Here is a 22,107-nt window from a genome sequence, read left to right as displayed (position 1 = left end):
CGTATGGAAATCCTCGACCAATCGCCCGCCCCTGCCTGGCCACGCGCCGTCCTGTTCGACCTGCTCACCGCGCTGCTGGATTCCTGGACCGTATGGAACGCCGCCGCCGGCTCGCAGGCGCAAGGCCGGGCCTGGCGCGCGGAGTACCTGAAGCGCACCTACGGCTGCGGCGCCTACGTTCCCTATGAACAACTGGTGCGCGAGGCGGCCGAGCATGTCGGCCTGCCCGCCAGCGCGCCGGAGGCGCTCGACGCAGGCTGGGACAAGCTCCCCGCGTGGGATGGTGCCCGCGAACTGCTCCGTGCCCTGCGGCCGCATTGCCGCCTGGCGGTGGTCACGAACTGCTCCGAGCGGCTGGGGCGGCGCGCCGCGGACTTGCTGGAGATCGATTGGGATGTCGTGGTCACCTCCGAGCAAGCGGGCTTCTACAAGCCGGATCCGCGCCCCTACCAGCTTGCGCTGACGCAACTGGGCGTGCAGGCAACGGATGCCGCGTTTGTCGCCGGCTCGGGCTACGACATGTTCGGCACCTCGGCCGTGGGGCTGCGCACCTACTGGCACAACCGGGTCGGCCTGGCGCTGCCCGCCGGCGCGCCAGTGCCCGAAGCGGAATTCGCCACGCTGGAGCCCGCGCTGCCGTGGCTGCGGTCCTTTCATGCAGCAACCCGTGCGGCAACCCGTGCGGCAACCCGTGCGGCAACCCATTAAGGAGCGTCCGAGATGCTCTGCAATCCCTCCCGTTTTCGTCGCCACCTGATCCTGGCTGCGGCCTTTGCCCTTGCCTTTGGCTCGCAAGCAATGGCACAGAGCACGAGCTTTCCCTCGCGGCCCATCACACTGGTGGTACCGTTCCCCGCGGGCGGGCCCAGCGATGCGCTCGCACGCGGCTTTGCCAAGCAAATGGGTGACCAGCTCGGCCAGCCGGTGGTCATCGAGAATCTGGCCGGCGCAGGCGGCACCGTGGGCCTGGCCAAGCTGGCGAAGGCCGCGCCCAACGGCTACACGCTGGGCTTTGGCACCATCGGCACCCACGTCGCCAATGTGGCGCTATACAAGAAGCTGCCCTATGACCCGGTTGCAGACTTCACGCCCATCGGCCTGGCCGGATCGGCGCCGATGCTGCTGGTCGCGCGAGCGGACCTGCCGGCCAGCAACCTGCAAGAGTTCGACGCATGGTTGCGCAGCCATGCGGCCACGGCATCGTACGGCAGCGCCGGCGTGGGCTCGATCTCGCATTACGGCTGCGTGCTGCTGCTCGCAGCGCTGAAGAGGAACGTCACTCACGTCCCCTACAAAGGCGTGGCGCCGGCGATCAGCGACCTGATGGGTGGACAGACCGATTTCATGTGCGACCAGACAACCACCGCCCTGCCGCAGCTTGCCGGCGGCAAGATCAAGGTGTTGGCGGTGCTCTCCAGCGAGCGCCTCAAGCAGTTGCCCAGCACCGGCACGGCGAAGGAGGCGGGCTACCCGCTCGACGTGCGCTCGTGGAACGCGATCTTCGCACCCAAGGGAACCCCCGAGAACATCCTCGCGCCACTGAGCAAGGCAATGGCTAGCGCCGCAGCCGACCCGCAGTTGCGCCGCCAGATGCTGGCGGTGGGCGTCGACCTCCCCGCCCAGGGCGGCACCACGCCGGCCGTGGTGTCGAGCCTGATCTCGCGCGGCCTGCGCGACGACGTGCCCGCACTGAAGGCCAAAGGCCAATTCCTGGACTGACTGATCACTCTCAAGAACGCTATGAACACTGCCAACCACACACTGGCGAGACTGGAAACACCGGCAGCGGTGATCGACCTCGCCCGCATGCAACACAACATCCAGCGCATGCAGGCGCGCATGGACGCGCTTGGGGTGCGGTTCCGCCCGCATGCCAAGACCAGCAAATGCTCGGCGGTCGTGCAAGCCCAGATCGATGCCGGTGCGCGCGGCATCACCGTTTCCACCCTGAAGGAAGCCGCGCATTTCTTTGCCGATGGCATCACGGACATTCTCTATGGCGTCGGCATGGTCTCGACCAAACTGCCCCAGGCCCTGGCGCTGCGCCGCCAGGGCTGCGACCTGAAGATCGTCACCGATAGCGTGACCTCTGCCGAGGCCATCGTCGCGTTCGGCGCCGCGCATGGCGAATCGTTCGAGGTCTGGATCGAGATCGACACCGATGGCCACCGCTCGGGCATCCGCCCGGACGAAGCCGCGCTGATCGACGTGGCCCGCGTGCTGCACGAAGGCGGCGCCCGCCTGGGCGGCGTGATGACGCACGCCGGCTCCAGCTACGACCTGGATACGCCCGAAGCCCTGGCAGCGATGGCGGAGCAGGAGCGGGCCGGCTGCGTCATGGCGGCCGAGCGGCTGCGCGCGGCCGGGCTGCCATGCGCGGTGGTCAGCGTCGGGTCGACCCCCACGGCGCTATCCGCAACGAGCCTGGAAGGCGTCACCGAGGTGCGCGCGGGCGTCTACGTGTTCTTCGACCTGGTGATGCACAACGTCGGCGTGTGCGCAACGCAAGACGTGGCGCTGAGCGTGCTGACCACCGTGATCGGGCACCAGGTGGACAAGGGCTGGGCCATCGTCGATGCCGGCTGGATGGCCATGAGCCGCGACCGTGGCACGCAAAAGCAGAAGTGCGATTTCGGCTACGGGCAGGTCTGCGGCATCGACGGCACGGTGCTCCCGGGCTATGTGCTCAGCGGGGCCAATCAGGAACATGGCATCGTGTCGCGCGAAGGCGCGCCCGAGCCGGACATCGCGGCGCGCTTGCCCATTGGCACGGTGCTGCGCATCTTGCCCAACCACGCCTGTGCGACTGGCGCGCAGTTCCCCGAATATCACGCGCTTGCGCAAGACGGCACGCTCGCCACCTGGAGCCGGTTCCATGGATGGTGATCAGGCGAGCGCCGCGGTAAGGACGATCAACCCTGCCGGGCTATCCGCGCCCGGCGGGCACTACAGCCATGCAACCGTGGCCAATGGCTTCGTGTTCGTATCCGGGCAGTTGCCCATCACGCCCGCCGGCGAAAAGCTCGTCGGCGCGCCCTTTGAAGATCAGGCGCGCCAGGTGCTGGCCAATGTGGAAGCGGCGTTGATCGCCGCCGGCAGTGGCATCGCCGGCCTGGCGCAGGTGCGGGTCTATGTGGACGCCATGGAAAACTGGCCGGCGTTCAACGCCATCTATGCTTCGTGGGCAGGCAGCGCGCGCCCGGCACGCGCCGTGGTGCCGACCGGCGCGCTGCACTTTGGCCTGAAAGTGGAGGTGGAAGCGGTGGCGGTGCTCCTGCCCGCTGCGTAGCGGCTAAGCGGCTACGCAGCTAAGCGGTAGCATCAGCCCATCTGCGGCTGCGTCGCGGCAAAGCTTGGCCGCTCGCGCATCACTGCCTGCGCGCGCCGCACGTTGGGATACGTCTCCAGCAAGGCGGCGCCCTCGGGAAACATGCCGACGTACGCAAGGATTGGCGCGAGAAACAGGTCCGCCATCGACATCGCCGTACCGACCAGGTAATCGCGATTGCCGTAGGCTTGGTCGAACGCGCCTAGCTGCGTGGCCATCTCCGGCAGCGCAGCATCGATCACCGCGCGGTCGGGCTGGCCGTTTTCGCCCTTGGGGAAGATGTACTGCAATACGTAACGGCGCACCATGGCGTCGTAGGCATGGCAACTGATCAGGCTGATCCATTGCTCGCAGCGTGCGTGGCCAATGGCGCCGGCTTGTCGCGCAAGCAGGCTCGGGCCCTCGAACGCTTCCTCGATATAGGCCAGGATGGCGCGGGTCTCGTAGAAGGAAAGCGGGCCATCGCTCAACACCGGAATGCGGCCGAACGGGCTATGCGCAAGCACCTCTGGCGAGTGCGGCGGCACGGGCTGCAGCTTGTAGGCCACGCCCTTCTCGGCCAGCGCCATGCGCACCGTGCGGCAATAGCTGCTGCGCGGGTCACCGATCACGGTGACGGAGCCGGCGCTGCCCTCCGGGTCCAGGAAATCGCTGAGGCGATTGAACACCGATTGCCAGCCGCCCGTGTGCGAATCGCGCTCGCCCGCCTCGGGAAAGCCGCTGTGGCGCATGTGCAGGTGGGTGCCGCCATCCTTGGCCGTCAGCGTGACCTCGATCAGCGTCTTGATCTCCGGCGGCATCGGGCCGGCTTCCCAGGCCCAGGTATAGGCGAGGAAGTCCGCCCGGTCGATCGCCTGATACTCACCGCCCACGGTGTACCTGGCACCATCGCGCCCGCCCATCACGATGCGGTACTTGCCGCCCACCCGCGCGTCGGCGCTAGCCTCCAGCACGTGCATGCCGCGCGGGCAATGCCACTCGGACAGTGCGGCCTGGCTGGTGAATGCGTCGAACACCTTCTCGCGCGGGGCGCGGATGAAGCGGTCCATTTCCAGATGGAAGGTAGCAGCTTGGGTCATGATTTTTTCCCTCGGGCTTTGCCTGTGTTGCTGGTGCCTTCGGTCGAGCCCGCCGCATGGGTGCGTTCGACGAACTCGACAAGGCGATCGAGATTGCCCTCCCAATGGCGCCGGTAGGCGCCCAGCCAGTCATGCGCGTCGCGCAGCGCATCCGCGCGCAGATGGCAGATGCGCCAGCGGGCGCTGACTTCCCGCTCGATCAGCCCGGCGTCCGCCAGCACGCGCAGGTGCTTGGAGATGGCCGGAGCCGACATGTCGAACGGCCGCGCCAGCTCGCTCACCGGCGCCTCCCCTTCGGCCAGGCGCGCAAGGATGGCGCGGCGAGTGGGATCAGCCAGTGCGGCAAAGATGGGGGTCAGCGGGTCGTTGGAGGATGGCATGGCTTCATTTAACCAATGGGTTAAATGAAAGTCAAGAAAGTAGATGGCGTGCCGGCGGCGTGTTGCCGCACCCGGCTAGCTGACGCCAGCGCCGCGTACGGCAACGGATTGTGGGGTTGTCCTGAGCCCGACGCGTCGCAATAGCGTCTGAATGGCGGCGGCGGCAACGTCATCCGTTTCGTGCACGTCCTTGAGCACCGCCCGAATCCGCAAGGCCAGCGCTTCGGCAAGCCTGGCAGCAGTCACGTGCAATGGACAAGAATCGCATCGCGCGTAAAGCGCAACATCCCTGACCAGCGTGTCGCCTCGATAGATCGCCACCAGGACCTTTGGCTGGTAGCTACCGTCGACGAGCGCCTTCGCGCGCGGCGTGACGCGATAAGTCACCGCCTCACGCATGGACATGGTCACTCGCCGTCCTTCTTGGCCAGAACCGTGGCGCCAACCTGGGACCGGGTTGCATAGGCCACGCCATGCTGCTCCAGATAGTCGCGAATCAACTGACGCACGACCTGCGATGGCGTTTGATCCTGCGCCGCGCACAGTGCCTCGAAGGCTTTCTTCTTCACGGGGTCCATCAACACGGTGAAACGGGCAGTCTTGGATTCCATACGCTTCAGAGTAGTATTGTATGATAATAGCATTATCATTATATACAACTGATCAGCCAAGTGCGGCTTGGCAACTGCCTCCACCAGAAGGCTTTGAAGGCATGCCAGAGCCACGAAATGAGATCTTTAACTATCTTTTATGCCGCTCAGGGCCAATCCGACGACGCTTTTTCGGCCTGATGCGGAGATAACAAGCCTGATCGAGCCCGCAGATGGATCCCAGCCGTACATCCTTTGAAGCCTATTTGAAGTTCCTGTCCGAAGCCCCTGACGACGGCACCCCGACCGTGCTGGAAACCCCGCTGGCACTTTCACTGCATTTCGATGCGCTGGCGACCCAGAGCATCATGTCGCGGCATGACCCCGACAAGCTTGTCCTCGGCTACACACGGACGATGATGGCTTTTCTGCTGCTGCAGCCGGCACCCACCAGGATCTCGATGATCGGCCTGGGCGGGGGATCATTGCTCAAGTATTGCTATCGGCATCTTCCGCAGGCAAAGATTGTTGCCATTGAAATCGATCCGGCAGTGATCGCCCTTCGCGATACGTTTCACATTCCGCCCGACGACGAGCGGCTCGAAGTGGTTTGCGCGGATGGCGCCGAGTATGTCAAGAGTCAGGACGCGCGCCCGGAGGTCATCCTGGTGGACGGCTTTCTCGCCCATGGCATGCCGACGCAACTGGGGAATGCCGCCTTCTACGCAGCGTGCCATGCGCGGCTCGCCGACGATGGGGTATTGGTCGCCAACTACCTCGACAGCGATGCTGATATCCCGTTCTACCTGGAAGAGATCCGTTCGGTGTTCGGCGAATCCTTTTCCATCGCCCTGTCCGAGGACAGTTGCAACTACACGCTGTTCGCCTGGAAGGGGGCGCGAGCGCTTCCCTCGCAGGATGCGCTGCTGGCGCGGGCCCGCGCCCTGGAAACCACGCACCCGCTGAATCTGCGATCGGCCGCGCGTCGCCTGAAACAGGGCAAACGGCTAGCATCGGATCACGTATTCTGGCAAAAGCTCGCGGGCTGACGAAGAGGGACGCCAAATGATCAGTCAAAAAATCAGGTTCTTCCGCTCACGGATTCCCGCATTCGAATGCACTCCGGGCTGCCACGATTGCTGTGGGCCGGTGATGACCTCGACGCACGAGATGTCGCGGCTTCCCGTCAAAAGCGATGCCGAGCACGAAGCCGCGCTGACAAACCTCAGTTGCCCGCATCTTGGCAGCCAGGGTTGCCAGGTCTATGCCGAGCGCCCGTTGATCTGCCGCTTGTTCGGCACGACGCCCCGGCTGGCCTGCCCGAATGGCAACCGGCCCGAGGAAATGGTCGATCCGGCCATAGATCGCCAGATTCAACGCTTCTTCGTTGAAACACGTCACGTGCTGGTTTGAACCGATTTGAACCAGTTTGAACCAGTTTGAACCAGTTTGAACCAGTTTGAACCAGTTTGAACCAGTTTGAACCAGTTTGAACCAGTTTGAACCAGTTTGAACCAGGTTGAAGCAAACCGCAGGTTCACCGCCCCGCGCGGGCGGAAAGACCAACTGCCGCGCGGGACGTAGTTCAGCCGCGCGTCAGGCCGCGGGCACCAGCACGCTGGCAATGGCCTGTGCCACCTGGGTCACGTTGCGCTCGTTCAGCCCGGCCACGCACATGCGCCCCGAACGCAGCAGGTACACGCCGTGCTCCGTGCGCAGGCGGTCCACCTGGTCGGCTGTCAGCCCGGTGTAGGTGAACATGCCGCGCTGCGTGAGATAACGCGACAGCGCCTCGCCGCTCACGTGCGCGGCCAGCCCCTTGTGGATGGCCGCGCGCATCTTGGCGATGCGCTCGCATTTGCCCGCCAGCTCGCGCTCCCAGATCGTACGCAGCGCCGGCGTGGTCAACACCCGGGCCACCACCCGGGCGCCGTGCGTGGGCGGGTTGCTGTAGTTGGCGCGCACCGCGCCCGTCAACTGGCCGAGCACCCGGCCGGCTTCTTCGGCGCTGTCGCAAACCACGCTCAGGCCGCCGCAACGCTCGCCGTACAGCGAGAAGTTCTTCGAGAACGAGTTCGCCACCAGGCACGGCACGCCCTGGGCCACCAGCTCGCGTACCGCGAAGGCGTCGTCGTCCAGGCCGGCGCCGAAGCCCTGGTAAGCCATATCGACGAAAGGCAGCAGCTCATGCTGCTTGAGCAGCGTGATGAGCTGGCGCCATTGGTCGTGGTTCAGGTCCACGCCGGTGGGGTTGTGGCAGCAAGCGTGCAGCAGCACGATGCTGCGCTTGGGGATCAGGCGCAGCGCGTCCAGCATGGCGTCGAACTTCAGGCCGCCGGTGGCGTCGTCGTAGTACGGGTACGTGTTGACGGTGAAGCCCGTGCGCTCGAAGATCACGCGATGGTTCTCCCAGCTCGGGTCGCTGATCCAGACCTGGGCGTCAGGGAAATAACGCTTGAGGAAATCCGCGCCCACGCGCAGCGCGCCGGAGCCGCCCAGCGTCTGCACCGTCGCGATGCGCCCCTCGGCGCGCGCCTGGCACGGCTCGCCAAACACCAGCGCCTGCACCGCGTCGCGATACGCCGCAAACCCGGCCATCGGCAGGTAAGGGCGCGGGCCCATGTCGGCCATCAGCGCGGCTTCGGCTTCGCGCACGGCCTGCATCACCGGCAACCGGCCTTCGTCATCGAAGTAGATGCCGATGCTCAGGTTGACCTTGTCGGTCCTGGGATCGAGTTGAAAGCTCTCGTTGAGGGAGAGGATCGGGTCGCCCGGATAGGCATCGATGTGTTCGAACATTGGATACTCTGGCTGGAGTGCTGGGATGGGTCGGAGCCGGCGGCCAGTGGCCGCCAGGGTCATCATTATGCCGATACGCGTTCGGGCAGCGCCGGTTCGGCGCGCTTGTGCTTTTGCCTGAGGCGGTAGCTCAGGCCCAGTACGGCCAGCCATGCCGGAATCAGGTACACCGAGATGCGCAGGCCCGGCGTGAGGTACATCACGTAGAGGATACCGGCCAGGAAGGCCAGGCACACATAGTTTGTCAGCGGGTAGCCCAGGCTCTTGAAGCGCGTTTCCTGGCCGGCTGCGCGCTTGTCGCGGCGGAACTTGAGGTGAATGATGCTGATCATCGCCCAGTTGATGATCAGTGCCGAGACCACCAGCCCCATCAGCAGCTCAAAGGCCTCGCCCGGCATGAAGTAGTTGATCACCACGCAAGCCGCGGTGGCCAGCGCGGACACACCCAGCGCGGCCAGCGGGATCCCGCGCTTGTTGACCTTCAGCAGTGCCTTGGGCGCATTGCCTTGCCTGGCCAGACCGTACAGCATGCGGCTGTTGCAATACACACCGCTGTTGTAGACCGACAGCGCGGCGGTCAGCACCACGGCGTTCAGCACCGTGGCAACGATCTCGCTGTTCATCGCGTGGAAGATCAGCACGAACGGGCTGCCGCCGGTGACGACCTTCTCCCACGGGTACAGCGAGAGCAACACGCCGAGAGCGCCAACGTAGAAGATCAGGATGCGATAGATAACCTGGTTGGTGGCTTTGGGAATGGTCTTTTCCGGCTCATCCGCTTCTGCCGCGGTAATGCCCACCAGCTCCAGCCCGCCGAACGAGAACATGATCACCGCCATGGCCATGACCAGGCCGGAGATCCCGTTCGGGAAAAAGCCGCCGTGCTGCCACAGGTTGGACACGCTGGCCTGCGGGCCGGCCGTGCCGGACGCCAGCAGGTAGCCGCCGAACACGATCATGCCGACGATGGCCAGCACCTTGACGATGGAGAACCAGAACTCCATTTCGCCGAAGGACTTGACGCTGGTCAAGTTGATGGCGTTGATCAGGAGGAAGAACGACAGCGCGGAAACCCAGGTGGGGATGTGCGGCCACCAGTACTGGACATAGATGCCCACCGCCGAGAGCTCCGCCATGCTGACCAGGATATACAGCACCCAGTAGTTCCAGCCCGACATGAAGCCCGCGAAGCTGCCGCAGTATTTGTTGGCGAAATGGCTGAAGGAGCCTGCCACGGGTTCGTCGACCACCATTTCGCCGAGCTGGCGCATGATGAAGAACGCGATGATGCCGGCCACCGCGTAGCCGAGCAGGACCGAGGGCCCCGCCATCTTGATGGTCTGGGCAATGCCCAGGAATAGCCCGGTGCCAATCGCGCCACCTAGCGCAATCAGCTGGATGTGCCGGTTTTTCAAGCCACGCTTGAGCGTCGCGTCTGTATTGTCGGAAGCGTTGGGAACCATCTTTGTCTCTCTACCCACTCTTTTGGAATGTCAGCCTGCGCCTCTCGCGTGTCGCGGGCGCTTGGGTTTCGGCCAGGCACCACCGGCGCGCAGTCATGCTGCTGCGCCGGCGGTGTTGATGCGGTCAGTGCCGGGCGTGCCGGCTTGCCTTGTGGGCCTCAGACCTTGAGCGTGCCGCGCTCGATCTGGTCGCGTTCCAGCGATTCGAACAGCGCCTTGAAGTTGCCTTCGCCAAAGCCTTCGTCGCCCTTGCGCTGGATGAACTCGAAGAACACCGGGCCGAGCGAGGCCTTGGAGAAGATCTGCAGCAGCAGGCGGGGCTTGCCGCCTTCCGTGGTGCCGTCGACCAGAATGCCGCGCGCCTTGAGCTGATCCACGGGCTGGCCGTGGCCGGGCAGGCGTGCTTCCAGGCCGTCGTAGTAGTAGTCGTTGGGCGCCGTCATCAGGGGCACGCCGGCCATCTGCAGGCGGTCGATGACTTCGATCAGGTTGTCCGTCAGGAAGGCGATGTGCTGGATGCCTTCGCCATTGAAGGCCATCAGGAATTCCTCGATCTGGCCGCTGCCCTTGGACGATTCTTCGTTCAGCGGGATGCGGATCTTGCCATCCGGCGCGGTCATGGCCTTCGAGGTCAGGCCGGTGTATTCGCCCTGGATATCGAAGTAGCGGATTTCGCGGAAATTGAAGAGCTTTTCGTAGAAATTAGCCCAGTAAGCCATGCGGCCACGGTAGACGTTGTGCGTCAGGTGGTCGATCAGGCGCAGGCCGTGGCCCACCGGGTGGCGGTCCACGCCTTCGATGAATTCGAAGTCGATGTCGTAGATGGACTTGCCTTCTTCAAAGCGGTCGATCAGGTACAGCGGCGCGCCGCCGATGCCCTTGATCGCCGGCAGGCGCAGCTCCATCGGGCCGGTGGCGATTTCCACCGGCTGCGCGCCGAGTTCCAGCGCGCGGGCATAGGCCTTGTGCGAATCCTTCACGCGGAACGCCATGCCGCAGGCGCTGGGGCCGTGCTCGGCGGCAAAGTAGGCAGCCGGGCTGTGCGGCTCGCGGTTGACGATGAAATTGATGTCGCCCTGACGGTACAGCACCACGTCCTTGGAGCGATGGCGCGCCACCAGCGTGAAGCCCATCTGCTCGAAGATCGGTTCCAGTAGGTTGGGAGTGGGCGAAGCGAATTCCACGAATTCGAAGCCCATCAACTGCATCGGGTTTTCAAACAGATCGGCCATGGTGTGCTCAACGAAAAGTTGGGGGACGAGAGAAATAATATTGCGGCTCCTGTGCGCCAGCGCATCAATGCGCAGTGCCAGGCACGTGCGGAACAGGCTCTCATTTACCCGTCCGCACTGCTAATCTGGCGTTCAGTGTATATTCCGGGCCGCAAAATAGGATTTCGTAATCCACGCAGGCAAACCCTAGATCATGATATAAAATTTCATGATTCATGGATGACAGGAAACGAAAGTGCAAAAAGATGAGCTAGACCGCATCGACCGGCGCCTGCTGGGGGCGTTGCAGGAAAATGGGCGCGCGTCCAACCTGGAACTGGCCGAGTCCATCCGCCTGTCGCCAGCCCAGACGCTGCGCCGCCACCGGCGCCTGGAAGAGCTCGGCATCATCAAGCGCTATGAGGCCCGGCTGGACTCCGCCAGCCTGGGCTTCGGCGTGGTGGCCTTTATCCATGTCACGATGGAGCGCGGCCATATCCGGGACCTGTCGAACTTCAAGGGGTTGGTCGCCGAGCTGGCGCAAATCCAGGAGTGCTTCTCCGTGACCGGCGATATCGACTATGTGCTCAAGGTGGTGGCGCGCGATCTGAAGTCGCTGTCGGATTTCCTGCTCGACACCCTGATGCGCATCCCGGGCGTGAGCGGCGTGAAATCCAGCGTCTGCCTGGACGAGATCAAGTGCACCAGCGCCATGCCGCTGGAGCCTTGAACCCGGACCCTCTGCCTGCTGGCTTGCCGAGGCCGCAGGGCTTAGCGCTGGCTTAGCGCTTGATCACGGACGGGCTGGATGGGCTGAAGAAATACGGTGCCACGGCAAGCGCCACTACCACGGCAGCCGTGAGAAAGATCGTCGAATAGGTCTTGGCCACCGGCCAGTGCCGGGCGTCGCCCATGCTGGCGATCATGCCGAATCCCCACGACGTCAGCGCCGAGCCCAGGAATACAAAGGTGTTGAGCACGCCGAGACCGCGCCCGCGCGAGGACGGCGGCACCAGGCCGCGCCCCTGCGCCATGATCAGCGGATGCAGCATGCCGATGGTCGACAGCAAGGCCATCAGCCCCACACCGGAGACGATGCCATGCGTGGGCCAGAGGCTCAGCAGGATGGCGCCCGACATCGCAAAGCAGGACCATCCCGCGATGGTGGTCTTGAGCGAGCTGCGCCGGACCAGCACGGGCAGGAAGAACGCCGTCAGGAACCCGCACACGCTCAGCAGCGTCAGCGCGATGCCCCGCGAGCCGGAATTCAAGCCGTACACGCTGGCCAGGTAAGGCCCGCTCCATGCGTTGCGAAACGCGGTGCCTGCCGCCATGGCAACGCACATCGGGATCAAGGTCCACAAGGGAACGATGGCCAGCAGCTTCGCGCTTTGCGAGAGCATGGCGCTCAGCGGCACATCGCGCGCCTCGGCGTGGCCATCATCCCGCACGAAGCGCCAGACGCCGTAGCAGGCCACCACCATGCACAGCGCCGCGACGGACATGGCCACGCGCCAGCCGAGCAGATGCATGGCCCATCCGAGCGGCGCCGTGGCGCACAGCGCGCCGATCATGCCGGTGGCATTGGACTGGCTGGCGACCCGCGTGTAGTTTTTCTCGGAAAGCTGCTCGGAAGCAAAATGCAGCAGCCCCATGAAGACCGGCGCGCAAGCCAGTCCCAGCCCGGCCTGCGCCAGCATGGCAACAGTACCGTTCGGCGCCAGCGAGAACACCACGGCGGACACCGCGCCAATGGCCAGCAGCAAGGACGTCGGCTTGCCCACGCCATACCGGTCGAACGCAATCCCCACGGGAATCTGCGCAACCGCGAATGCCAGGAAGAAGGAGGAAGACAAGGTGCCGAAGCCCGCCGCCGACAGGCCGAAGTCGTGCTGGAGCTCCGGCGCCATCACCGCCAGGCAGCTGCGATAGAACTGGCTCAGCGCGAACGCGAAGGTCAGCAGGACGATGCCCCGGCGCGCGCGCCGCGCCAGGGTCTCGGCGTCAGCCGCCGAGGTGAGCTCGCGATGATGCGCAGCGCTGGCCGGATTGTTCAACTTGATGTCTCTACTCGTAGTAAGGCTGCCTTTTACCAGGCTTGTCCCGCAACTTGCCCTGGCGCGCCGGAGCATTCGGGGTGCAGGACCGGTATTCTACGCCCGCTCCCGCCGGCCTGCTCCGGCCGCCCGCCCGCGCTATGCCCCGGCGGTAAACAACGCAAACGAGGCAATGATCGCGATCAGAAGGATGGGGAACGCCCAATACTGCATGGGAATCCAGAACAGCGTATGGCGCTTGCGCAATTCCACGGATTCCTGCGTGCTGGGATCGACCAGGATGCGGCCCGGACGCGAATTGAGGCGTTTGCCAAGATAGAAGACCGCCGCGGCCGACAGGATCAGCGACAGCACGATGGTCGCCATGTTGGAGAGATTCACCAGCGAGCCTAGCAGGCTCATGGCAAGCAGGACGGCAAGGGGCAAGATGACAACGAGAAAGCCTAAGCCTTGCCAGATCAGAAACATGGAACACTCCCGGGTATGGATATCGAGCGGATGTAAAAACGAATGCCCCGGATCCGGGGCATTGGCGACGAATTATATCCATGCGCCGGATTAATCACAAACCAGAATCCCGGGCCGCTCGATGCGCGGATCGCGCAGTGCCACGCGGCGCAATGGCTCAAGCCCTACCCGCCCGAACACGCCAGCGTGACGATGACCGCCACGCTCACGGCGGTTCAGTCGGCCACGCATCTGATCCGGCGCCTGTACGGTGTCGGCCCCATGACGGCCGAACAAGCGGAGCAGCACGCGGAACAGGTCATCGACGTGCTGCTCAACGGCATGCTTGCGCGCCCCTTCAGCCGCCGGCGGACGGCCGGCGCCAGGTAGCTTTCAGCGCGCGGCGACGCCTTTTTCGATGTAGCGCGCCAGCTCTTCGGCGCTCACGCCGATATACGGCCTGGCGCGCGCCTTCATGCTCATGTCGCAGTTGCCGGCCTTGGCGGCACCTTGCATGACATGGCTGATCGCGCCCGCCATTTCCGGGCTGATGGCCTTGCCGGCATTGCCCAGCTGCCATGACAGCACATCCGCCACGGCCATGCCGCAGCGTTGCGGGTCGCGATATAGCGCGGCGTCGTGCTCCAGCAGCATCTTCACCTTGGCTTGCTGGCCCAGCTGCATCATGATCACTAGCGGCAGCGCGTCGTTCTGATCCACGCCGTTGATGCGTGTGCCGCCGTCGCTGCGGTCGGTGTGGTCGGCCCCTGCCTTGAGCCACGCCAGGTACAGGTCATCCGGCAGCCAGGGCACGCTCAGCGGCGCGATCGCGTTGTCCTTCATGCCCTGCGCGCCGTTCTGGTATTTGAGGCTGACGCCGGCCGCAACCATCCGCTCGGCCGTGGCACGCGCGCTGGCGCGCAAGCCGTCCCATGCAGGGCTGTCCTTGCTGGCTTGCGCCCGCGCCTCCTGGTAGCTCCACACGCGCAGCAGGGCCGACAGGGGCTCGCTGGTCAGCGGCGCGGCCGGCTTGCGCGCGGCCTGCACCAGCCGGTCTACCAGCGCGGGCTGTAAGTAGGAGGCCGAGAGGCTCAGCGCCTCGTCCAGGCCGTTGCGCGCCACGGCGTCCTTGCCGCCATAGCCGCCCACCGAAGCGTCCGCGCCACGATCGAGCACAAAGGCCACGCGCTCCGGGATGGCGAGAGCCACGCCCGGCTTGAGCTCACTGCTCGACTCGCGCAACGCCTCCAGCAAGGGCGTTTCCCACATGGGGCTATTGCCGTAGTACATGCGGATGTAGGCCGCGTTGATGTCGGCGCCCTTGGCCAGCAACTGATCCGCAAACCAGCGCGTGCGGAAGTTGCTGATGGCGGCGTGCAGCACGGTGCGGCCCTTTTTTTCATGCGTGTTCGGATCGGCGCCGTGGGACAGCAGGTATTCCAGCGTGGCGCGATCATCCCCATAGTAGGACGTGCGCGTGATCAGCAAAGGCGTGCCGTTGATGTCGGGCGCCGCCAGCGAGGCGCCCGCCGCCAGCAGGATGTCCGCGATGGCGTAGCGCTGCGCCAGGGGGCGCTGGTCGCGTCCGTCCGGCATGGCCGAAGCCATCAAGGCCGAGCCGCGGTTGGGCCCGTCCACCTTGGCGCCGCCGGCCAGCAAGGCGCGCACGATCTCCTCCTGCTGGTAGTACACCGCCACGCTCAGCGCGGAGACGCCATGCTCGTTGACCCCGTTTGGATCCTGGCCGCGCGCCAGTTGCAGGCGCACCGCCTGCAGGTCGCCGGCCTTGATCGCCGGGAAGATCTCCAGGCGCGGCCGGCAGGTGGCCGCGGTCAGCTGCTTCTCGTCCAGCGCGGTGCTGATGCGGGCCGCCACGTTGGACGGGATGGCATTGTTGGACACCAGCCGCAGGCTGCAGTACTGGCGGTAGTCCTCGCGCGCCAGCGCCAGGTAATAGTCGCGCTTTTCCGGGCTGCGCTCGCGTTCGCGTTGCTGCCAGCGCGCGTCCGCGCGGTTCAGGTAGGCCGCGATGCGCGACGGGTCCCGGCGCAGCACCTCGCCCAGGATCAGGTCGGCCTGGGCCGCATCGCCGGCCTCGGCCAGCCAGAATCCATAGTCGTTCAGGGCGACCAGTGTGTCGGGGTATTCGCCCTTGGGGTCGATCTCGCGATAATCCTGCTCCATGACGAAGGTGCGCAACTGCGCCAGCGCGCGGGCGAATTCCGCGGACCTCGAACGGGGGATGGCGCGCGCCGCCTGGTGCAGCGCGCGGAAGGCAGCCAGCGTGTCGACCGGCGGGCGCTGCACGAAGCGCAAGTCGGCCGGCATGGCCGTCAGGCGGCTGGGGTAGCTCACCAGGGCTTTGCGCAGCGTGGCCATGGCCTGCGCCTGGCGCGCCGCGTCCCAGGGCCGCGTGCTGGTCACCGTTGCGGTGCCGGCGTCCGCGCGCACCGTGATGGCTTCGCCGGCTGCGTCCACCAGGTAGCCGTTCACCTGCTTGCCGTCGACATCGTTGTAGGTATAGGCCACCCAGTAAAAGGCCTCGTCGCCCCTGGGCGTGGTGACGGACACGTTTTCCTCGTGCGTTGGCCGCCAGGTACCCGGGTCGATCACCAGCGGCGGCGAACGGAACACCAGCCTGGACGTGCTGCCTTCGCGCACATAGCGGTAGAAGAACAAGCGGTTTTCGACCTGGCCGACCAGCAGCGCATCGCGCGCGTTTTCGGTGCCCCACACGCGCCGTTCAGGCGCGTTCAGGGCATAGCGGCTAAGGCGCATGGCATCGATCACCGCGCCGATATCGTATGCCAGCGCGGGGCGCGGCGTGCCGGCGAGGCAGGCCAGTGCCAGCGCCGCGGCGCCGAACAAGCGGGAGATGCGGGGAACGAAGGAAACGTGGAGAGCTTGAGATTGAGCCGTGGCAGGAATGCGGAACATCCGGAACCGGGAAGAGTGACAGGCGGCCCGATGATACTCCGCTCACCCGTCAATGCCACGATTCATCCACTTTTCATTCGCTTTTCATTCACTTTCGACGCGGCGTGCCGTCTCGGCAGGCGAAGCCGCATCCTTCTGCATGAATATGCTCAGCGGATCGTCCACATAGTCGCCGAACGGGCCGCACCGCAGGTAGCCGGCCCGGGCGTACAGTGCCAGCGCCTCGGGCTGGCTGACGCCCGTCTCAAGCACAAAGCGCGGACAGGCCCTGGCCACGGCCTCTTTCTCCAGCGTGGCCAACAGCCGCATCGCAATGCCGCCGCCCCGGTTCGCCGGGCGCACGAACATGCGCTTGATCTCGCCGAACTCCGGCTGCAAGACCATCGCCCCGCAACCAACGGCAGTGCCCTGCGGGTCTCGCACAACGGCAAAGAGAACGTTGGGTTGCGACAGCGCGTCGATGTCGATGCCGTGATGGCTCTGCGGCGGATACAGCGGCTTCTGGTAGGCGTCCAGTTCGTCGATCAGGCGGATGACTTCCGCTTGCCTGGGGCTTTCGAGCGCGATGTTCATGTTGCGTAGCGTTGGCGTGAAGGGATGCCTGCTCATCCCGGCTTGTCATCCCGGCTTGAATGGCCGGTGCGGCTGAGCGTGCACGCAGGTTCCCGCCGAGGCATGCCATGCCGGAAAATCGGCAGGCAGGCCGCCAGCGGCCAGCGCCCCGCCCGTCCGGTTGGCGGCAGCAGCGCCGGCAACGAAGCTGCTCAGAAACGGCGCACAGGCGTATCCGCCTTCTGGTGCGCGTCCGCGTCGAGCGATTTTTCCGCGTCGTCCCCCGAGAGCCCCTTGTAGTAAAGGTGCACCCCGATCGCCAGCGAGTCGTGGCGGATTTCCTGGAACGCTTTCCATGCCTTGGCGGGGTCCTTGAAGACCAGGTAGTGCGCTTCCTGCGAGACCAGCGTGGCCACCTCGTGCAGGCCGTGGCCGTGCAGCGTGCTGACCAGCGCGTCGAGGCTTCGGTGCGTGCGCGCGTCGGTGCGCGGGTACAGCATGTGCAGCACGGCCACGCGCCGGTCGGCGACCAGCGCCGAGAGAGCGACGAGGATCTCCTGGTGATTGAGAGCGGAGACGACGCTGTCGGCGGCGCCTTGTTGATTCGGGAACAGTGCTTCGATCGTGGAGCTCATGGGTTCACTTCCTTTCCGGCTGACTTGGGTGGAGGCGCACCGGGATGCGCCCGGGCACGAGGCTGCGCCAACAGCATGACATCCTGCTTGCCGCTGGCAGAGCGCGACATGATCACTGGACACCCTCGGGTTAACGCTGCGCCCGGGGATTTCGCCGACATCCAGTACGGCATGGCGATGCATGAATTTACTCCTGTCCGGGGATCAGGGGAAACCCTGAGACAGACCGATACACTTTCCTGCACGCCAGACAATGCCGCGCGGACCGCGCCAGCACTGGATGTAGCGCCTCCGTTTCCCCTGTCGCAATGCATCAATCCGGATTCCGCAACGCCAGGCCATCACGCCGTGGCGTCGGTTGCCTCGAGATAGCGCATGGTGCCGGCGGGCCCCTGAATCGCTGGCATCGCTGCCAAGCTCAACTGCCGGCGCTGCGAGTTGCTCTCGCCAACCGATTTCCCCAGCGATCGTTCACGCTAAGGAAACAGGCCGCGGTCGCCGCCCGTTCGAAGCACCGCAGCCTGACTTATGGTTTTGCGAGTGCGGACTGGAAGGCAGGATCCACCAGCAACACGCCCACCAGCTTGCGGTAGAGCGCCTCATACTGCCCGGCTGCCTGCGGGATGGCAGCCGCGCCGATGAAGGGCGAGTCCCAAGTGGCATTGACATCGAGCTGCTTGTCGTAGCACACGTTGCCGGCACGGGTCACGACAAAACGGGCCCCGAGCGAAGCCGTTCCCTGGCCAATCGGCGCATCTACCTGGCTGTCCGATAAAACGCCGGTCACTACGGCATCCGCGCCAGGATCCAGCAATCCGGCAGAAGCCAGTTCCGCCCGCAAAGTTTGCCGCAAATACTGCGCAAAGGAATCCTCGACGGGCGAACGCAGCTTGTTGCTACGGATGCTGACGCCCTGGTCCATCCCCTCACCCTTTGCCGGGTCCGGTGTGAAACGACCGACCTCCACTGGCGCCAGGCCAGCCCCACGGAGCTTTGCCGCGTTCTCGATCGTCGCCTTCGGCTGACCCATGCGCATCTCCGCGCAACCCGCCAACTGCAGCCCTGCCATGCAAATCAGCAGGGCTGCCAAGCGGCAGGCACGCCCGCGAACGCAAGCATCAATGGAAGGATGCGTCATCGGACAGATCTTTCAATGCGTTGCTCAGTACATCGCGCGTCATCTTCTGAGCCGCTACTGCCATGCTCTCGGACTTCACGGCACCGGCAGGTGGGCTGGCATTGCCCAACGTCGTATGAATGGCATGGCGCGCCGTCTTCACGATGGGGGTGGATTGCCCGGCGGGAAGATAGCTGACGGTACAGATATAGCCATCCGTAACGGCACTGCCCGCCAAGCCAAAGGTGAGTCCCGTCACGAAGCCCTTGCTCGCCGCATCCGTGGTCAAGGGAACATTGTTGAGTGTCACGCTGAGAAGGGAAGCCCCTGGCACCGGCTCTGTTGCGACAGTCGAAAACAGGCCGCTCTCCTTAACCTGCTTGGCCACGTCCTCCTTCAGGAAACTCGTGACCCGTGCATTGGGCGCGCCCTGTGTCTGGAACTCGAACACGAGTTGCACCTGCTTTGGCTGCTCCGGCTTTTTCATGCTGGCTACGGGGACTTCCTTGGTCGCGGTATCCACATAGGTGCTGGCACATCCGGTCAGCAGCGCGGCGCCGCTGACCAACAAGGCTAGCGAAAGCTGACGAATGAAAGAACGACCCGAATTACCTGAATTACCCGAATGATTTCTGTTCTTGTATTGCATGACGCTTCTTCTGTTTATTGGGTTTTATCCGTCAGCCTACGGGTGGCCGAGATGCACACCAGCCAAGGGATAGCTACCACAAGGTGGCGGCATTCATAGTAACGGTCAGGCAAAGCGGAGATAGACCCTACCGAGGGAGGGGGCGCGTAGCAGATAGGGTGTTGCGCGCAGACGAACGTGCCAACGCCTCGCAGATCAGATCCGCCGCCTGCTCCGGCCTGACGACTTCGGTATCGATCTCCAGGTCTGGCGCAAAAGGGGCTTCGTACGGAGCGCTCAGGCCGGTGAACTGGCTGATCTGCCCGGCCGACGCCTTGGCATAGAGCCCCTTGGCATCGCGCCGCGCGCAAACCGCGAAGCTGGCGCTGAGAAACACTTCAAGGAACGCATCCCCGCCGATGATCTCGCGCGCCTGCTGGCGCTGGCTGCGCAGCGGCGAGATGAATGCCGCCACCACCCACAGGCCGCTGCAATTGGCAAGCTTGGCCACCTCAGCGGCGCGGCGGATGTTCTCCGTGCGGTCCGCGTCCGAAAAGCCCAGATCGCGGTTGAGGCCAGCGCGCATTTCGTCGCCATCGAGCAGCAGCACCGGATGGCCGGCAGCCAGCATCCGCTTGTGCAGGGCGTGGCTGAGCGTGGTCTTGCCCGCCCCTGATAGTCCGGTGATCCAGACCGTTCCCGGCCGGCGCCCGGTGTCATGCGATGTATTTGGCGTGAGGTGCATGCTGTGGGTGATCCGGTATTTGGCGTCGGGCTGCGCGATCAAAGGCCGCGTTCGCGCTGCATCAGACCCAGCAGCGCGGTCCAGGCATCGCCCGCCAGGCTATGGCGCTGGCGTGCCAGCAGCACGGTACCGGGCAATTCCCGAGACAGCGGGAGCGAGTCGCAATGCGACAAGCGCACGCGGAAGATGGCCGTGGTAGGCGCCAGCCCGTTGTGCTGGCTGCGCGTGACCGCGATGGGGCCGCCATAGAGGCTAGCCAGCGTGCGCTGCTCCAGGCCGGCCACATTGACCTGGTCCGTCTGCGCGGCGGCGCAGCGCACCGAGCCGAATTCCGCGAGATTGGCAACAAAGACGCCGCTGCTGCCGGCGGTAAGCGCGGCATGGTCCTGCTCGCCGATGAAGGCCTCCGCCTTGAGCTCGCTACCCTGGCCGACGATATGGTAAAGCGGTTCGCCGCGCGCCAGCCACGCGCCATCAGCGAGGAACAGGTTGGCATCCACCACGCGCCCGGCGAACGGCGCGCGCACTTCCATGCGCTTGCGTTCTTCGGCAAGGCCCGTCACCTCCGCCTGGGCGGCGGCCCAGCGGCGGCGCAGCACATCGCCCTCCTCGCGCAGCTTGGTGGCAAACGGCTGCTGCTCCATTTGCCAGCGCAGCTGCTGCGCCTGCGCCTGTGCGGCGGCCAGGCGGAAGTCCAGTTCCGGCGAAACCAGCTGCGCCAGCAACTGGCCGGCGGCGACCATCTGCCCGGCTTGCACCGCGCCGCCGCTCACATAGCCGGGCTGGGCCGCATAGAGCGACTGGCTCTGGCTGGCGCTGAGCACAGCCGGTGCGCGAATGGTGCCGCCCCAGGGGATCACGACCACGGCCAGCAGCACGCCGAGCAAGACCACGGCGCGCCGGGTCTGCGCGTTCCAGTGGATATCCCCACGGCGGTGGCGCCACACCAGCACTTCGCGAACGACCGGCATGACGATGAACACGCCTAGCTCGATGGCCAGCAGGGCCAGCCCCAGCGTCTTGAAGAACAGGTGATAGACGGTCAGCGCGATGCCGAAGAACAAGCCGAGCCGGTAAAGCCAGGTCAGGATGGCGAAGACAATGAGGAAGCGCCGCCGCGAGGCGGAAAACGATTCGGGCGCCGGATCCGCGAAGCCGAACAGCCGCTCCCGCAGCCACCAGCGCGCCATCGCGAATGCCCGGTCGTGCAGGTTGGGCATGTTGAGCCAGTCCGCCAGCAGGAAGTAGCCGTCGAAGCGCATGAACGGGCTGGCATTGATGGCGAGGGTCAGCAGCCACGTGCTGGTTGCCAGCATGAACGCGCCCGCACGCAGCGGCCCGTCCGGCAGGAAGCTCCACGCCACCGTGGCAAAAGCGGCCAGCGCCAGCTCCGAGAGCATGCCGGCGGCGCCGATCTTGAGCCGGTCCTCGCGCCGCATCAGCTTCCAGGCTTCGTTGGTGTCCGTATAGAGTACCGGCCACATCACCAGGAAGGCGACCCCCATGGTGGGTACGCGGCAGCCGTAGCGGTAGGCGGTAAACGCGTGGCCCAGCTCATGCAGCACCTTGGCCAGCGACAGCGTCAGCCCGATGCCCAGCAATCCCTGCAGGCCCGCATAGGAGGCAAAGGTATGGGTAAATTCATCCCAGCGGCGCGAGACCAGGTAAAGGCCAAGCAGGGCCACCAGCCCCACGCCCCACCAGAAACGCGGCTTGAACGCCCATTCGACCCACGGCGCGCAGCGCTGCAGCATGGGCATGGGCCGCACCAGCGGCACGCGGAAGAACAAGTAATGCTTGAGCAGCCACATGGCCTTGCCCACGCGGTGCGCGCCCGCGATGCGGCCCAGCCGCGCGCTGTCTTCTGCCCGCCACGCCAGCAGCAGGTTGTGCCGGTGGAGCAACTGCACCACCGCTTCGAGTTCGTCCTCACCGACGCTCAGCGTGGTCTCGCGGTTCACCGCATCCAGCAGCGCGTGCGCATCGCCAAGCGGCCAGCGCGAGAGGATCTCGAATGCCGGCCAGGATAGTTGATAGAACTTGTTGGCGGCCGGGTCGTGCAAGGTCCACGTGGGTGCACCGCTGGTGTCGGCCGGACCGGGGTGCAGCGTCAGGTCCTGACGTAATGGGGGCAACACG

At 65.1% G+C, this 22,107-nt stretch carries 24 protein-coding genes; 8 read left to right on the top strand and 16 right to left on the bottom strand.

Annotation, left to right across the window (positions count from 1 at the left end; genetic code table 11):
- The first annotated feature begins 3 nt into the window (after positions 1–3).
- From F7R26_RS24645 to F7R26_RS24630, 4 genes are read left to right on the top strand one after another with little or no spacing between them, the layout of a single operon-like run.
- Positions 4–708 carry an HAD family hydrolase gene (locus tag F7R26_RS24645; RefSeq protein ID WP_150987008.1) on the top strand — a complete coding sequence of 235 codons (705 nt, stop codon included), beginning with the start codon at positions 4–6 and terminating at the stop codon, positions 706–708.
- Between the two features lie 12 nt (positions 709–720).
- Positions 721–1,719 (top strand): tripartite tricarboxylate transporter substrate-binding protein, encoded by a 999-nt coding sequence (locus tag F7R26_RS24640; protein ID WP_150987007.1) that lies wholly within the window; start codon positions 721–723, stop codon positions 1,717–1,719.
- A 21-nt stretch (positions 1,720–1,740) separates the two neighbouring features.
- Positions 1,741–2,886 carry a DSD1 family PLP-dependent enzyme gene (locus tag F7R26_RS24635; RefSeq protein WP_150987006.1) on the top strand — a complete coding sequence of 382 codons (1,146 nt, stop codon included), beginning with the start codon at positions 1,741–1,743 and terminating at the stop codon, positions 2,884–2,886.
- A complete protein-coding gene (locus F7R26_RS24630) occupies positions 2,876–3,289 on the top strand; it encodes a RidA family protein (RefSeq protein WP_150987005.1) in 414 nt (137 codons plus the stop codon). Before F7R26_RS24635 ends, F7R26_RS24630 begins: the two co-directional genes overlap by 11 nt.
- A 32-nt stretch (positions 3,290–3,321) precedes the next feature.
- Here F7R26_RS24630 and F7R26_RS24625 read toward each other — a convergent pair whose 3' ends face one another.
- The 4 genes from F7R26_RS24625 to F7R26_RS24610 form a co-directional block, all read right to left on the bottom strand.
- On the bottom strand, positions 3,322–4,407 hold the full coding sequence (locus tag F7R26_RS24625) for an SRPBCC domain-containing protein (protein WP_150987004.1): 1,086 nt from the start codon (positions 4,405–4,407) through the stop codon (positions 3,322–3,324).
- Complete coding sequence (locus tag F7R26_RS24620; protein ID WP_150987003.1) at positions 4,404–4,787, bottom strand: ArsR/SmtB family transcription factor; 384 nt, start codon at positions 4,785–4,787, stop codon at positions 4,404–4,406. The genes F7R26_RS24625 and F7R26_RS24620 overlap by 4 nt, the downstream gene beginning before the upstream one ends.
- A gap of 75 nt (positions 4,788–4,862) precedes the next feature.
- Positions 4,863–5,192: a hypothetical protein gene (locus tag F7R26_RS24615; protein ID WP_150987002.1), complete on the bottom strand. Its 330-nt coding sequence runs from the start codon at positions 5,190–5,192 to the stop codon at positions 4,863–4,865.
- Between the two features lie 2 nt (positions 5,193–5,194).
- Entirely contained in the window at positions 5,195–5,398 is a 204-nt protein-coding gene (locus F7R26_RS24610; RefSeq protein WP_150987001.1) for a ribbon-helix-helix protein, CopG family, read from the bottom strand.
- 212 nt (positions 5,399–5,610) lie between these two features.
- On the opposite strand from F7R26_RS24610, the gene F7R26_RS24605 reads away from it, so the two are divergent.
- Both F7R26_RS24605 and F7R26_RS24600 read left to right on the top strand, forming a co-directional pair.
- Positions 5,611–6,426 (top strand): fused MFS/spermidine synthase, encoded by an 816-nt coding sequence (locus tag F7R26_RS24605; protein WP_150987000.1) that lies wholly within the window; start codon positions 5,611–5,613, stop codon positions 6,424–6,426.
- A 16-nt stretch (positions 6,427–6,442) separates the two neighbouring features.
- Complete coding sequence (locus F7R26_RS24600) at positions 6,443–6,790, top strand: YkgJ family cysteine cluster protein (protein ID WP_150986999.1); 348 nt, start codon at positions 6,443–6,445, stop codon at positions 6,788–6,790.
- Positions 6,791–6,973: 183 nt separating this feature from the next.
- Here F7R26_RS24600 and F7R26_RS24595 read toward each other — a convergent pair whose 3' ends face one another.
- From F7R26_RS24595 to hppD, 3 genes are all read right to left on the bottom strand, one after another.
- The gene (locus tag F7R26_RS24595; protein WP_150986998.1) at positions 6,974–8,176 is read right to left on the bottom strand and encodes an amino acid aminotransferase; all 1,203 of its coding nucleotides are present in this window, start codon (positions 8,174–8,176) and stop codon (positions 6,974–6,976) included.
- Positions 8,177–8,241: 65 nt separating this feature from the next.
- Positions 8,242–9,639: an amino acid permease gene (locus F7R26_RS24590; RefSeq protein WP_150986997.1), complete on the bottom strand. Its 1,398-nt coding sequence runs from the start codon at positions 9,637–9,639 to the stop codon at positions 8,242–8,244.
- A 158-nt stretch (positions 9,640–9,797) separates the two neighbouring features.
- A complete protein-coding gene (gene hppD, locus F7R26_RS24585; protein WP_150986996.1) occupies positions 9,798–10,871 on the bottom strand; it encodes a 4-hydroxyphenylpyruvate dioxygenase in 1,074 nt (357 codons plus the stop codon).
- A gap of 235 nt (positions 10,872–11,106) precedes the next feature.
- Here hppD and F7R26_RS24580 point away from each other — a divergent pair, with 235 nt between their 5' ends.
- Positions 11,107–11,580, top strand: coding sequence for an Lrp/AsnC family transcriptional regulator (locus tag F7R26_RS24580; protein ID WP_150986995.1), 474 nt, complete (start codon positions 11,107–11,109; stop codon positions 11,578–11,580).
- A 52-nt stretch (positions 11,581–11,632) separates the two neighbouring features.
- Here F7R26_RS24580 and F7R26_RS24575 read toward each other — a convergent pair whose 3' ends face one another.
- Positions 11,633–12,907: an MFS transporter gene (locus F7R26_RS24575; RefSeq protein WP_150986994.1), complete on the bottom strand. Its 1,275-nt coding sequence runs from the start codon at positions 12,905–12,907 to the stop codon at positions 11,633–11,635.
- Between the two features lie 138 nt (positions 12,908–13,045).
- On the bottom strand, positions 13,046–13,375 hold the full coding sequence (locus F7R26_RS24570; protein ID WP_150986993.1) for a hypothetical protein: 330 nt from the start codon (positions 13,373–13,375) through the stop codon (positions 13,046–13,048).
- A 42-nt stretch (positions 13,376–13,417) separates the two neighbouring features.
- Here F7R26_RS24570 and F7R26_RS24565 point away from each other — a divergent pair, with 42 nt between their 5' ends.
- Positions 13,418–13,744: a hypothetical protein gene (locus F7R26_RS24565; RefSeq protein WP_150986992.1), complete on the top strand. Its 327-nt coding sequence runs from the start codon at positions 13,418–13,420 to the stop codon at positions 13,742–13,744.
- 3 nt (positions 13,745–13,747) lie between these two features.
- Here the strand turns inward: F7R26_RS24565 and F7R26_RS24560 are convergent, their stop codons facing one another.
- From F7R26_RS24560 to F7R26_RS24530, 7 genes are all read right to left on the bottom strand, one after another.
- Entirely contained in the window at positions 13,748–16,291 is a 2,544-nt protein-coding gene (locus tag F7R26_RS24560) for an ankyrin repeat domain-containing protein (RefSeq protein WP_241754710.1), read from the bottom strand.
- An 84-nt stretch (positions 16,292–16,375) separates the two neighbouring features.
- Positions 16,376–16,864 carry a GNAT family N-acetyltransferase gene (locus F7R26_RS24555; protein WP_150987083.1) on the bottom strand — a complete coding sequence of 163 codons (489 nt, stop codon included), beginning with the start codon at positions 16,862–16,864 and terminating at the stop codon, positions 16,376–16,378.
- A 191-nt stretch (positions 16,865–17,055) separates the two neighbouring features.
- Positions 17,056–17,478, bottom strand: coding sequence for a hypothetical protein (locus F7R26_RS24550; RefSeq protein ID WP_150986991.1), 423 nt, complete (start codon positions 17,476–17,478; stop codon positions 17,056–17,058).
- 526 nt (positions 17,479–18,004) lie between these two features.
- Positions 18,005–18,508: a hypothetical protein gene (locus F7R26_RS24545; protein ID WP_241754709.1), complete on the bottom strand. Its 504-nt coding sequence runs from the start codon at positions 18,506–18,508 to the stop codon at positions 18,005–18,007.
- 88 nt (positions 18,509–18,596) lie between these two features.
- Positions 18,597–19,244 (bottom strand): hypothetical protein, encoded by a 648-nt coding sequence (locus F7R26_RS24540; protein WP_170301906.1) that lies wholly within the window; start codon positions 19,242–19,244, stop codon positions 18,597–18,599.
- A gap of 127 nt (positions 19,245–19,371) precedes the next feature.
- Positions 19,372–19,968: an adenylyl-sulfate kinase gene (gene cysC / locus F7R26_RS24535; protein ID WP_150986989.1), complete on the bottom strand. Its 597-nt coding sequence runs from the start codon at positions 19,966–19,968 to the stop codon at positions 19,372–19,374.
- Positions 19,969–20,006: 38 nt separating this feature from the next.
- The gene (locus F7R26_RS24530) at positions 20,007–22,106 is read right to left on the bottom strand and encodes an HlyD family efflux transporter periplasmic adaptor subunit (RefSeq protein ID WP_150986988.1); all 2,100 of its coding nucleotides are present in this window, start codon (positions 22,104–22,106) and stop codon (positions 20,007–20,009) included.
- Between the last annotated feature and the right edge of the window lies 1 nt (position 22,107).

The sequence above is a fragment of the Cupriavidus basilensis genome, from assembly GCF_008801925.2.
Lineage (GTDB): Bacteria > Pseudomonadota > Gammaproteobacteria > Burkholderiales > Burkholderiaceae > Cupriavidus > Cupriavidus basilensis.
The sequence above is the reverse complement of the archived record's forward strand: the minus strand, read 5'-3'. Positions and strand labels throughout refer to the sequence as shown.

Bases quoted from the DNA above. Each gene is read 5' to 3' on its own strand.
- F7R26_RS24645 (WP_150987008.1), top strand. From the start codon at position 4: ATGGAAATCCTCGACCAATCGCCCGCCCCTGCCTGGCCACGCGCCGTC.
- F7R26_RS24640 (WP_150987007.1), top strand. From the start codon at position 721: ATGCTCTGCAATCCCTCCCGTTTTCGTCGCCACCTGATCCTGGCTGCG.
- F7R26_RS24635 (WP_150987006.1), top strand. From the start codon at position 1,741: ATGAACACTGCCAACCACACACTGGCGAGACTGGAAACACCGGCAGCG.
- F7R26_RS24630 (WP_150987005.1), top strand. From the start codon at position 2,876: ATGGATGGTGATCAGGCGAGCGCCGCGGTAAGGACGATCAACCCTGCC.
- F7R26_RS24625 (WP_150987004.1), bottom strand. From the start codon at position 4,407: ATGACCCAAGCTGCTACCTTCCATCTGGAAATGGACCGCTTCATCCGC.
- F7R26_RS24620 (WP_150987003.1), bottom strand. From the start codon at position 4,787: ATGCCATCCTCCAACGACCCGCTGACCCCCATCTTTGCCGCACTGGCT.
- F7R26_RS24615 (WP_150987002.1), bottom strand. From the start codon at position 5,192: ATGTCCATGCGTGAGGCGGTGACTTATCGCGTCACGCCGCGCGCGAAG.
- F7R26_RS24610 (WP_150987001.1), bottom strand. From the start codon at position 5,398: ATGGAATCCAAGACTGCCCGTTTCACCGTGTTGATGGACCCCGTGAAG.
- F7R26_RS24605 (WP_150987000.1), top strand. From the start codon at position 5,611: ATGGATCCCAGCCGTACATCCTTTGAAGCCTATTTGAAGTTCCTGTCC.
- F7R26_RS24600 (WP_150986999.1), top strand. From the start codon at position 6,443: ATGATCAGTCAAAAAATCAGGTTCTTCCGCTCACGGATTCCCGCATTC.
- F7R26_RS24595 (WP_150986998.1), bottom strand. From the start codon at position 8,176: ATGTTCGAACACATCGATGCCTATCCGGGCGACCCGATCCTCTCCCTC.
- F7R26_RS24590 (WP_150986997.1), bottom strand. From the start codon at position 9,639: ATGGTTCCCAACGCTTCCGACAATACAGACGCGACGCTCAAGCGTGGC.
- hppD (WP_150986996.1), bottom strand. From the start codon at position 10,871: ATGGCCGATCTGTTTGAAAACCCGATGCAGTTGATGGGCTTCGAATTC.
- F7R26_RS24570 (WP_150986993.1), bottom strand. From the start codon at position 13,375: ATGTTTCTGATCTGGCAAGGCTTAGGCTTTCTCGTTGTCATCTTGCCC.
- F7R26_RS24565 (WP_150986992.1), top strand. From the start codon at position 13,418: ATGCCCCGGATCCGGGGCATTGGCGACGAATTATATCCATGCGCCGGA.
- F7R26_RS24560 (WP_241754710.1), bottom strand. From the start codon at position 16,291: ATGTTCCGCATTCCTGCCACGGCTCAATCTCAAGCTCTCCACGTTTCC.
- F7R26_RS24555 (WP_150987083.1), bottom strand. From the start codon at position 16,864: ATGAACATCGCGCTCGAAAGCCCCAGGCAAGCGGAAGTCATCCGCCTG.
- F7R26_RS24550 (WP_150986991.1), bottom strand. From the start codon at position 17,478: ATGAGCTCCACGATCGAAGCACTGTTCCCGAATCAACAAGGCGCCGCC.
- F7R26_RS24545 (WP_241754709.1), bottom strand. From the start codon at position 18,508: ATGGGTCAGCCGAAGGCGACGATCGAGAACGCGGCAAAGCTCCGTGGG.
- F7R26_RS24540 (WP_170301906.1), bottom strand. From the start codon at position 19,244: ATGCAATACAAGAACAGAAATCATTCGGGTAATTCAGGTAATTCGGGT.
- cysC (WP_150986989.1), bottom strand. From the start codon at position 19,968: ATGCACCTCACGCCAAATACATCGCATGACACCGGGCGCCGGCCGGGA.